The 9,580-nt window shown below is 60.9% G+C and carries 10 protein-coding genes; all 10 read right to left on the bottom strand.

Going from position 1 to position 9,580, the window contains the following annotated elements; translation table 11 throughout:
* Window positions 1–249: 249 nt before the first annotated feature.
* The 10 genes from AB3X86_RS34095 to AB3X86_RS34050 all read right to left on the bottom strand — a co-directional run bounded on the left by AB3X86_RS34095 (window position 250) and on the right by AB3X86_RS34050 (window position 9,420).
* A complete protein-coding gene (locus AB3X86_RS34095) occupies window positions 250–381 on the bottom strand; it encodes a hypothetical protein (protein ID WP_368599367.1) in 132 nt (43 codons plus the stop codon).
* A 258-nt stretch (window positions 382–639) separates the two neighbouring features.
* Complete coding sequence (locus AB3X86_RS34090) at window positions 640–882, bottom strand: hypothetical protein (protein WP_368599366.1); 243 nt, start codon at window positions 880–882, stop codon at window positions 640–642.
* Window positions 883–1,168: 286 nt separating this feature from the next.
* Entirely contained in the window at window positions 1,169–2,146 is a 978-nt protein-coding gene (locus AB3X86_RS34085) for a hypothetical protein (protein ID WP_368599365.1), read from the bottom strand.
* A 75-nt stretch (window positions 2,147–2,221) separates the two neighbouring features.
* A complete protein-coding gene (locus AB3X86_RS34080) occupies window positions 2,222–4,003 on the bottom strand; it encodes a hypothetical protein (RefSeq protein ID WP_368599364.1) in 1,782 nt (593 codons plus the stop codon).
* 69 nt (window positions 4,004–4,072) lie between these two features.
* Complete coding sequence (locus AB3X86_RS34075; RefSeq protein WP_368599363.1) at window positions 4,073–4,561, bottom strand: hypothetical protein; 489 nt, start codon at window positions 4,559–4,561, stop codon at window positions 4,073–4,075.
* Window positions 4,562–4,840: 279 nt separating this feature from the next.
* Window positions 4,841–5,896, bottom strand: coding sequence for a hypothetical protein (locus tag AB3X86_RS34070; protein WP_368599362.1), 1,056 nt, complete (start codon window positions 5,894–5,896; stop codon window positions 4,841–4,843).
* Between the two features lie 77 nt (window positions 5,897–5,973).
* A complete protein-coding gene (locus AB3X86_RS34065; protein WP_168991542.1) occupies window positions 5,974–6,132 on the bottom strand; it encodes a hypothetical protein in 159 nt (52 codons plus the stop codon).
* Window positions 6,133–6,193: 61 nt separating this feature from the next.
* On the bottom strand, window positions 6,194–6,400 hold the full coding sequence (locus AB3X86_RS34060) for a hypothetical protein (RefSeq protein ID WP_368599361.1): 207 nt from the start codon (window positions 6,398–6,400) through the stop codon (window positions 6,194–6,196).
* Window positions 6,401–6,487: 87 nt separating this feature from the next.
* Window positions 6,488–8,809, bottom strand: coding sequence for an SMC family ATPase (locus AB3X86_RS34055; protein WP_368599360.1), 2,322 nt, complete (start codon window positions 8,807–8,809; stop codon window positions 6,488–6,490).
* Complete coding sequence (locus AB3X86_RS34050; protein WP_368599359.1) at window positions 8,797–9,420, bottom strand: hypothetical protein; 624 nt, start codon at window positions 9,418–9,420, stop codon at window positions 8,797–8,799. Before AB3X86_RS34050 ends, AB3X86_RS34055 begins: the two co-directional genes overlap by 13 nt.
* Between the last annotated feature and the right edge of the window lie 160 nt (window positions 9,421–9,580).

The raw sequence follows: 9,580 nt of genomic DNA, 5'->3' as shown, positions 1-9,580 counted from the left end.
GAAAACGCGGTTGCAAAATCAGGCAAAAAAACGCATTCTTGAGTCCCTTCGAAATCGCGTTTCGGGGCCATTCCAGGTGGCCTCATTACGCCGATCATCCCCGGCTCGATTACGCCGATCCGTGACACCCGGTCTTTTTCAACGGCCGAGACCGTGGTTGGGCAACGACCAACCCACGCTACGGTCCGTCCGCGCAACCACAGTCCCTTCCACGTTGTACACAACAAGCGCTCCGTCTGCCGAAAAGCGCTAGTAACCGGTCGTCGAGGCAGCGGCTTTCAGCAACTCGCCCAGTATCTCGATGCTCTCCCAGTCGTTCGCATGAAAGGTGGACACGTTGCCGTTGTCATCACGCAATTCCAGCTTGTACAGTTGTTCCATTGTTTTTGTTTTCCTGTTTCGCACACGCGAAAATCGCCGCGCAATTTTCCTAGCCTTCCAGCGCCGTGCCACAAGCGGGGCACTTGCCCGTCGTGACTATCGGCGTCCATTCGTTGCCGCAGTGTGCGCACTTGCGACTCTGCGTGTTGATCGCGTATCCCTGCTGTTGAAGCGTCGGCGCTTTGGAAAACTTGCCGCCGCTGCGATGCAGTTCACGCCGGTTCCGGTATTTCTCCATCACGTCTTTTTTCCAAAGCCTTAGTTACCTTCCATTTTAGTATCACTATGATACTTGTCAACGAGCTTCGCGTACTTCTTTAACAAGCCTTCCTTGTGGATCAATAGAAGCCCCACAAACATCCTCGCAGTCTGGTCGGTAATGACCTGAGCGCCGGTCGCAATGCGCTTCACGCTCACCTCTGACAGGCCGAGCGCTGCGGCGGTTTGGGCATGAGTCCAGCCCAAATCCGCCTGTATCTCCTTGAACTGTGCTGGCGTCACTGACTACCTCAATAAGGTCACGACTATTGGTAACACTATGATACTCAATTGAGCAGTGATTCCAATGCCGCAAAGTATCACAGTGATATGGGCACTTGCGCCGCCGAGCTTTAATCAAGCTCCTCGTCGAATGCGGCGGCCGCTAGCCTGCGCTATGCCTCACGTACTTGCGAAACCCGGCACACGACCTCCGCGCTTGCTTCGCGTCTGACGGCAAACTGAGGCCGAAAAAAAGCCCGCGGTTCCTGAGAACGCGCGGGCTGGGTCGAGAAAATGGATGCTGCCTTCAGACGTTGAAGCCAAGACGGAACTGGTCGCCAGTTGCAGGTGCAGCACGCCGTGAGGCGGCCGCCATCCAGCGATTCACTTCTGCCGCGCGGTGCGCAATCGTGTTGGAGATCCCAGCCTGTCGGGCCTTCACCCGCGCCGAATAGTCGGCGGCCATCGAGTCTACACTCGCCACCCAGGGATACATTTTGACCCTCGATAAGGGCTGCCCCTTGACGCCGAAACAGTGGACGCGCGCCCCAACTGGAAGATGCCCCTCCAGCCCCTCCAGTATGGCAAACAGCCCATGCCGGGGATCGGTCAGGTGGCGTCGACAGACGGAGCCGAGGCCAATCAGAACGGGGGGAGCGATCCAGGGCATCCATCGCTCCCACACCTGCATCATGAGATCGATGCTGCGCCTGTAGTCGTCGACCGTCCAGCCTTGGGCCACACCTACGGGAATGCGAACGGCATTTTGGACCGCGGCCGCGCTCATTGTCTTCGACAGTTCATCCTGCCACGCGTACACGACACGCAGCGTCGCCTCCAGAAGCGTTGCCGTCGCGTTAATGCGATAGTCGATTGCTTCCTGGTCAGGTGCAATAGCCGGTTCGCAGCAAAGGTCTGGCTGTGCATACCATGCTGCACCGGAAAAGGCTGCAAGTTCCACGAACTGCTCCAAGCTCCAAGGATATACGTTAGCGATTCCCCGCTGGCGTCCTTTCAGTTGAAAGAGCCGCATTGCGGTGAAGCCCGCGCTATCCAGCGCGAAATCGAGCTCCGAGAGGTCCGTCGCTTCAGGAATGCGGAAGCGCCCGGTTTTCGGATTCCAGAAGGCAGAAGCGGAGACCATGCCCGCGTATCCTTCATTGAACGCGTGGTATGCGAGTCGGCCGCCGCTGTGCGGGATACCGACACGGACGAGGAGGTCTTCGTCCACATGAGCGTTGCGCTGGCGAACCGGCATGCCGCGTTCAGCTGCTTCAAGGTACATAAGCTACTCCAGATGGATGCGCGGAGCAGCCCCTTGCGAGGGGATGCCCCGCAAGGGTGAATGAGACGAGACCGCTCACGCGGCCATCGAGAAGAGATCGAGCTGCTGCACTTCCTTGACCGCATTGCTGATCAGGTACTGGTCCATTTCCGCCGGCGTGAGGTTCAGACGCTCGGCGAGGCGCGCGAAATACTGCCCGCGCACTGCCATCTCCTGATATCGCTGGGACTTCCCGGCAGGCAGTGTCAGGATCGTTTCGTTGAGCCAGAAACGCGCCGATTCGATCCCTGCATGGGCCTGCACGCGCGCATACCAGTCGTAGTCAAACGAACAGGTTACGAACTCACAGGCTCTTTCGGTATCGACGTCGAGGTGGTCGCTTTGTTCGAAATACACAACGCGTTCGCCAGCAGTCGTTTGCGCATAGGTGGACACGCGACCCGGATGCCGGTAGCGATTCCACTGCTCGGCGCCAAAATCCCGAAGACCTTCGGCGGGCGCCTCCGCGTCGAACTGTCCGACGCGGAACCATCCGTGATTCGTGATGGGTACCTTCGGAAACGTGTCGACTTTGGGGATGCGGTATCGGCGCCCCAGTCTGTGGACTTCGTACCAGGCTGATACCGCTGGAAACGCATGCGGTGCGTAGTGGTGCATGGACAGCATGAAGTCGATCGCAACGAGTTGCGCCGGTGTGATCATCTCGAACTGCACGTCGCAGAGCTCACGATTTTCTGGTGTGTCAGGAATGAGACCAGCCGCAAGGTCGGCGTCGTGCTGTTCGGCGCGCTCAATTTCGAGCGCGTCGAGCGTGAGCAGGTAGCGCAACAGGTTCATGCGCTCCCAGAACGACAGCACATCGGGCTGCACTCGCACATATCCGGCAGAACTCAGCGACCGACCCACCAGCTCGCGGCGCTTCAGATCCCACTGTGTCGCGAGCAGGTAATTGCGGAAATCGTTGAGGCCCGCCATGTACGCATGCTCCGGCTCACGGATCATGGATTCGAGCGACTTGTCCCGATCGCCAACGACGCAGCAGAACACGCATCCGAATCGCGAACCGCACGCCGTACGCTGCCCACTTTCGCCGAGAACCACTCCGCACATGCCATCGTTACCGGCGCGGTACAGGTCCGACAGACGTTCGATGGATCGCACCGAAAACGCACAAGGAAACGGACGCTTCTCTTCGTCGGCAAACATCGTCAGCATCAGCCAGACATCATCGACCGACCAGTCGCGCAACGGTGAGATCGACAGTGCATCGTTGGCGTCACGCGTAGGCGCAATCGCGCTTTCCGCTCGGGCCAGCATCGCAACGCCGCGCGAGGCGCTTTCAGCGATGCGATTGCCGAGAACGGTACAGATCTCGCGGTCGCCCCGGGCCGTCGCATCGCGCTCGAGCGCCGCGCGCAACCGCCCCTGTGGGATGAGCTTCCAGTCTGTCGCGCACGCTCTCGTGCGTTTGCCGGCACGCACGCCGTTTTCGACGGTGCGCACCAGGGTGCCGCGGCCGATGGTCGAAACGACAAACTGCATCGCCAGCGACGGCGTGGCAATGTGCGTCGTCACGCCGAGCCCATATGCGGCCGCGTGCTCGTCGACCTCTTCCAGCATGGTCTCGATATGCCGCGCAAGACTACTGTTTTCGATCGTTGTATTGGCCGAAGAGATGTAGTGCGCGGGTTGCAAGTGGCCTTCTTCCGCGACGCGGCGCACGGCTTCTAGCATGAGAATCGTCGCGCACGTCGAGTCCTTGCCGCTGGCCGTGCCGCACAACGGATGGCCGGCACGGATCAGACCCATGAGGACGGCGATCGCGGCCTCCATCTTTTGAAGAATTTCGTCAAACATGATGGCTCCGGTTTGATGGAGCACGCCCCCTACGGGAGCCGCTCCCGTAGGGGTTAATGAGTTGAAAGGTCAGTGAGGCAGTGCAGACATCTCGTCGATCATCTGACGGTAGGTGATGAGGCCTTCCTGATGCTTCTGCATGAGCGCTGCGCGGCGTACGCCCCGTGCCCATCGGTCGGTCGCTCCGGTGCGATCAAGTGCTCCGGGATCGGTCACGCAGTAGCCCATGCGGAGCATTTCTTCGATCGCCTCGTTGAGGGAGTCGAAGCAGAGGTGGCCGATGAACCCGTCCAGGTCGAACTGCTGAATGCGCCAGGCCTTTGAGCCTGACGCATCCGGGAGTGCGAAAGCCCACGACTCGCGATCCTCCATACGGGACTCGATACCGGCTGGATGACCGTCATATGAGGACATGAGACGTTGGTAGGCGATCTGCAGCGGGCGGGCGACGTCACGCAAGTGACGCCCGAAATCCGCGGGAACCCGGGTAGATGCTGCGCAGACCCGCCCCCACGAAGCAGAACGGTAACGATTGGCGCTGCGTTGAATGCTTTTCATGAAGGCTCCAGTAGGATGGGAGCCTCCCCCTGTGGGAGAAGCTCCCAAGGGGAAAAAGAAGCCCGCGAGGCGGGCAGGTCGATGCGCCTGTGGCGCAGAAGATTCACCAAGGGTAATTCCAGTGCGCGGGCGTGACCACGGGGAAAGATGCGGAAATAGTGGTCTCTTTCGACCGCAGACGACCCGCAAATCCGGCGCTGACTGCGCGCGCACCAAAAAAAACCCGTCGGGCGGACCCCAGGACGGGACGCTCGACGGGCGGTTTCATGGTAGTACCGGTTAGCTGGTCCGGTATCCGAACCTCTCCAGATCGGGAAGACCGCCAATGGAATGGATAAACGCCTCAGCATCCACACCATTTTTGGCAGCCATGCCCCGGAATTCGTTAATCGTTTCCATTGCGTGCCCGATCGCCTCTTCCCGATCCTTCAGTTCCAGTGCCAGGATGTGGCCGCTCCCGCGCGCCAGATGAACTCCCTGAAGCGCGGCTGCATGTTCACGCAACCGGCTCAGCGCCCATTTCACCCGGTCCCGGACATGATGAGGAACTGCGTTGCTCATGTCCGGTGAGTGAGGACCGCATGGATTGCGCAACACCCCGGCAAACTTCTGCAGCATGGCTTCCTGCATCGGCACCGTGAACCTGCCATTCATCTGCACGGCGGCAATCCAGTCGTCGCCGTCCAGAAGATGATAGAAATTCGCGTCGCCGTCCGCTCTGACCCGGATGGCCGGAACAGGCTGCACACTGACCGGGGTCGACTGGCGATTCGCGATCCATTCGATCAGCGAAAGCTGATCGCGTTTCCAGTCAATCTCATCGTGAGGGTACTCGAAGCGCTCGCAAAGCAGCCGGTGGAAGTTCTTGAACTCGTGGTCCGGCGATCGACAATCTCCGCTTTCCAGCACTCTGCGGCTCTCCAGCGGAGCGGTAGCCCCGGAGCGAGTGGCGAGCTCATGCCCTTCCTTCCGGATATGCTTCATCCATTCGGCGGCCGACGGCAGTTGAGATACGAGTTCGACGATGCGACCGTCGATGCCTGCGTGCGCATCGACAGAAGTATCGTTGAGAATCGCCGCCTGCAGATCGAACAGGAAGACCAGCGCGTCGACACCGTGGGCCTCAGCGACCGCTCCTAACGTTTCCACTGCGTTCAGCAGCTCTCGCATGAAGCGTGCGAACAGGCCTGCACGATGCATCGCCACGATTGCCGCGGTCGCAACGTCTGCGGCTTTGCCGGGATCATCAGCAGGAATTTCGGCCTCTGTGATCGCCTGTGAGTGGACGAGACTGCGCATTACATCATCTAGAAAATCACTGCATGAGAAGGTCAATTTCGGCTCCTTGGGGGATGCCGGGCAGACCTCCCCAACCGGGAGGTCTACCCGGCCGGGGTAAAGAAAAATGGCAGTCAGGCGCGACGAAGATGCCGGTCGAATGGCGACAGACTATTGGCTGGTACGCGCGTGGGATGTTTGTGAAGCGCAGCAAACGACTGCTGTTCCCAGAGCAGGCATACAAGTGCAAGCATTGCCCCGATCACGGTTGCGGCTGCGATCTGCTTCTTCATGGTCACCTCCATGTTTGCGCACGAAGCCCCGACGCTCTTTCGAGGCCAGGGCTTCGCGCGATCAGGAACAGGTTTGCGGATGCGCGGCCGGGAAGACCATAACGCGACCATCCTTGCAGAGAACAAAGTCGCCCGGCTCGCCTCGCGGCTCGCGGACGACGATCGTCGGTGCTGGCCTGGCCGGCTCAACGTGTGCCACAGGTTGAGCCGTGCACGCGCACAGCGATGAACCGCTCGCTGCGATGAGCAGCAACAACAGGTTTTGCATGGGATTCCTCGTTTGTAAAAAAGACGAGGGAACGCCCCTATGGGGACGTTCCCCACAGGGTGAAGAAATGACAGGAAATGACAGTGCTCAGGCAGCGAGCGCCTCGACGTCAATGACTGCATCCGCTTCCGCAACGAGATCAGGTGTCTGCGAGATGAAAAACTCCCGCTCGTACCCGCCTTGTCGCAGCACTTCCCGCTTCATCCGCATGAACTGCAGCTTGCGCTGCGGATCGAGCGGACCATCGGACTCGTCGCTGAACAGGGTCTGGTAGGGCTGGCCAGCATTGCTTGCCAGATACAGGGCGATGCCGCGCGTCAGGCACTCGTTGATCCAGACCTTCTGGCCGCCGGACATCACCGTGACTGCCTTGGTGCTGTCGTGATCGGCGTCATGCACGAGGATTTCGAACCCCTCGCGCAGTTCACCGCTCGCCAGCGCCCGCTGCGTCTGGATCTCGACCGTGAAGCGCATGCCGTAGCATGCGAGCAACAGGTCGTTCACCATCTTCGTGAGGGCGGGGCCCGCATCGTCGATCGTCAATGCAATCACGCCTTCGTTGCCGAGGCCTTTCGCGAGCAGCTTCCACTGGGCAATCTCATCGGAGATGCGGTTCGCACGCGACTGTGTCGCGTCGAATCCCGCAAGCTCCTTTGCGATCGCCTGTCGCTCGACCTCACGCGTCGTCTGCGAGCGGATCAGTGATTCGATCCGGGCATCGGCCGCGGTGATGGCTTCGCGGCACTGCGTTAGCTGCCGGTCGATATCGGCGATGGCACCGGTCACGTCGTCGACGCCGAGGCGTGCGACTTCCGCGTCCAGTTCCTTCGCTTCCTCGGACAGACGGGCCTGCTGCGCCTCGCGGCGTGCACGCAGCGTTGCTTCCTCGGCCTCGAGCGCGGCCAGTTCTTCACTGGCTTTGCCCAGACCCCCGGTTGCGGCATCGAGCAGCGGCTTGCGTGCGGCGAGATCGACAGCTTTCTGAAGGTCGCGGCGCGCGGCCGCGATCGCATCATTGACCGCCTTCAACTCCGCCCGCCTGCCCGCAAGATGCTGCACCTGAGGCGTCAGCAGCGCGACCTCATCGCGTTTGGCACGAAACGTCGCACGCAGATTCGTGAGCGAAATGCGGTGCTCCTGAACCTGTACGTCCGCCTGACGGGCCTGCGCAAGCAAGGGACAGGTGTTGTGCATCTCATGACCGGCACAGGGCACGGTACTGATCACACTCGCCTGCTGTTCCAGCGACTTCAGAAGCGTCATCTTCGACGTCCCTTCCGACTCCAGACCGTTCAGACGGGAAGTTGCCGCGGTCAGCGCAAGCTGCTTCTCCTCGAGGGCAGCAATCTCCCTCTGGATCGGCTCGACACGCGCCTCCTCGCCCGCGATACGTGCCTGGGCGGTATCACGTGCCGAGGCGGCGCCCAGAATCGCTTCACGTTGCGCAATCACTGCGTTGTGTTCCGCGATGGACGAGCGCAACGAAGCGCGCCGCTGGTTCAGGCGCCGTTCGTCGGCGCTCGCGTCTGTCACAAGGACCTGCAAGGCCGACGAAATCTGGCTTCGCCGCGTACCGAGTTCCCGCAGGCGGGCCTGCGCACCGGCATTGGCCGTCTGCCTTGCAGCGAGAACGGCGCGCTGGTCGGTCAGGGTGGCCACCTTTGCGTTCAGCGTCTCCCGGCTCTCGCGAGTTGCGGTGACGGACTGTGCATCGGAAACGATGGCCTGATCGATCTGCGCGACGCGATCGCGTTTGGATCCAAGCGCAACGAGTTGCTGTTGCGTGGAGTCAAGCGCACGACCGAGCACCTTCGCGACGTCGGCGGCTTTCGCCGACAGCGTGCGCAGGTCATCGATATGCAGCAGTTCCGCGAGCAGTGCCTTGATCTCGGTCGCACCATACGAGGCGAGCGGACGCCGGTTCTGCGCAGCAAAGACGCTGGTAAAGAACGACTCCAGCGAGCCACACACCGACTCGACGCACAGGTCATAGGTCTCCGCCTTGCCATCAGAGACAGTACCGTCACCTGTCTGCATGGGCTGCCAGTTTCCGTCCGCGTCGCGCCAGGCCAGGTAGTACTCAGCCTTGCCCGTCTTGCCGGGCTTGCGGAATGCGAATGACGAGCGGTACCGCACACCGCCATGCTCCCATTCGAACTCCTTGAGCGCGTGCGCGCCGTAGACGTGGTCCCAGTAAGAGAACGCATCCACCGACACTTTCGCGGCCCGCGACGGCATGATCCGGTACGGATGGAGGTTATCCATGATCGTGGACTTTCCCGCACCGTTCGGACCGGTCAACGCGATGAGGCCTGCCGGAAGCGATTCGAGATCGAGCGTGATGGTGTCGCGCTTCATGCTGTCACGAACACCAATAAAGCCCGTCAGCGTCAGTTTCAGTGGGCGCATGTCGGCACCTCCTGAAGCGGCGCATCGTACAGATAGTCCGATGGCAACCACGGCGCGTCATCGTCGTTGGAAAACATCCTTCCAACGATCGGATCAGGCACGTGCGCAGGCGGTTCAGCAGCCTTCGCAGCCGCCTGGGCGGCCACTCGGGCGGCCTCTTCCGCCGCCCTTTTTTCCAGTGACCCGTCGACGACTTCGCCAACGGTCCTGCAGACGGCGGCATAGGCCGCGCTGGTACGCCGGATAAGCGCGTCCCAGTTGTCGACGCCCGTGAGCGCGAGCAACTCGCGTGAGCCCCACTGGTTTGCATAGCCCGTGTTGAACGACCACAGCAGGTTTTGCAACTGCACGTCGGGTACAACGGCCAGATCCGCCGTTGCCGCGTTGACGGCAGCAGTCAGGATCAGGAAGCGGTCCGACTGGGCAATGACAGCGCCGCGATGTTCTCCAAAGGGACGATGAAAGATGCTCGCGCGATAACCCGCGTGGTCGGTGAGGACCTTCTGGATTTCGCGCGGCGAGCGGTTTGCAGTGAAATGCCGGACCCATTGGGTGCCGGCGGGATAAAGACCAAACATGATGACACTCCACAGAAGATGGGCGGAGTGCATCCCTGAGGGGATGAATCCCCGCCAGGGTTATAGAAAAATTGGATGCAGCAGACTGCGATCGATGCGTCAGGGACGCGGGTGAACCTTGTTCCGGAAGCCCGCGGTCCTGTCGTAGCGGGCGGGCTTCCGGAACACAGCTGTGTTCCGCGCGAGAGTGCCA

The sequence above is a fragment of the Paraburkholderia sp. BR14374 genome, assembly GCF_040948685.1.
GTDB lineage: Bacteria > Pseudomonadota > Gammaproteobacteria > Burkholderiales > Burkholderiaceae > Paraburkholderia > Paraburkholderia youngii.
The sequence above is the reverse complement of the archived record's forward strand: the minus strand, read 5'-3'. Positions and strand labels throughout refer to the sequence as shown.

Coding starts and splice junctions, on each gene's coding strand:
- AB3X86_RS34080 (WP_368599364.1), bottom strand. CDS start 4,003: ATGTTTGACGAAATTCTTCAAAAGATGGAGGCCGCGATCGCCGTCCTC.
- AB3X86_RS34060 (WP_368599361.1), bottom strand. CDS start 6,400: ATGCAAAACCTGTTGTTGCTGCTCATCGCAGCGAGCGGTTCATCGCTG.
- AB3X86_RS34075 (WP_368599363.1), bottom strand. CDS start 4,561: ATGAAAAGCATTCAACGCAGCGCCAATCGTTACCGTTCTGCTTCGTGG.
- AB3X86_RS34095 (WP_368599367.1), bottom strand. CDS start 381: ATGGAACAACTGTACAAGCTGGAATTGCGTGATGACAACGGCAACGTG.
- AB3X86_RS34085 (WP_368599365.1), bottom strand. CDS start 2,146: ATGTACCTTGAAGCAGCTGAACGCGGCATGCCGGTTCGCCAGCGCAAC.
- AB3X86_RS34065 (WP_168991542.1), bottom strand. CDS start 6,132: ATGAAGAAGCAGATCGCAGCCGCAACCGTGATCGGGGCAATGCTTGCA.
- AB3X86_RS34055 (WP_368599360.1), bottom strand. CDS start 8,809: ATGCGCCCACTGAAACTGACGCTGACGGGCTTTATTGGTGTTCGTGAC.
- AB3X86_RS34050 (WP_368599359.1), bottom strand. CDS start 9,420: ATGCACTCCGCCCATCTTCTGTGGAGTGTCATCATGTTTGGTCTTTAT.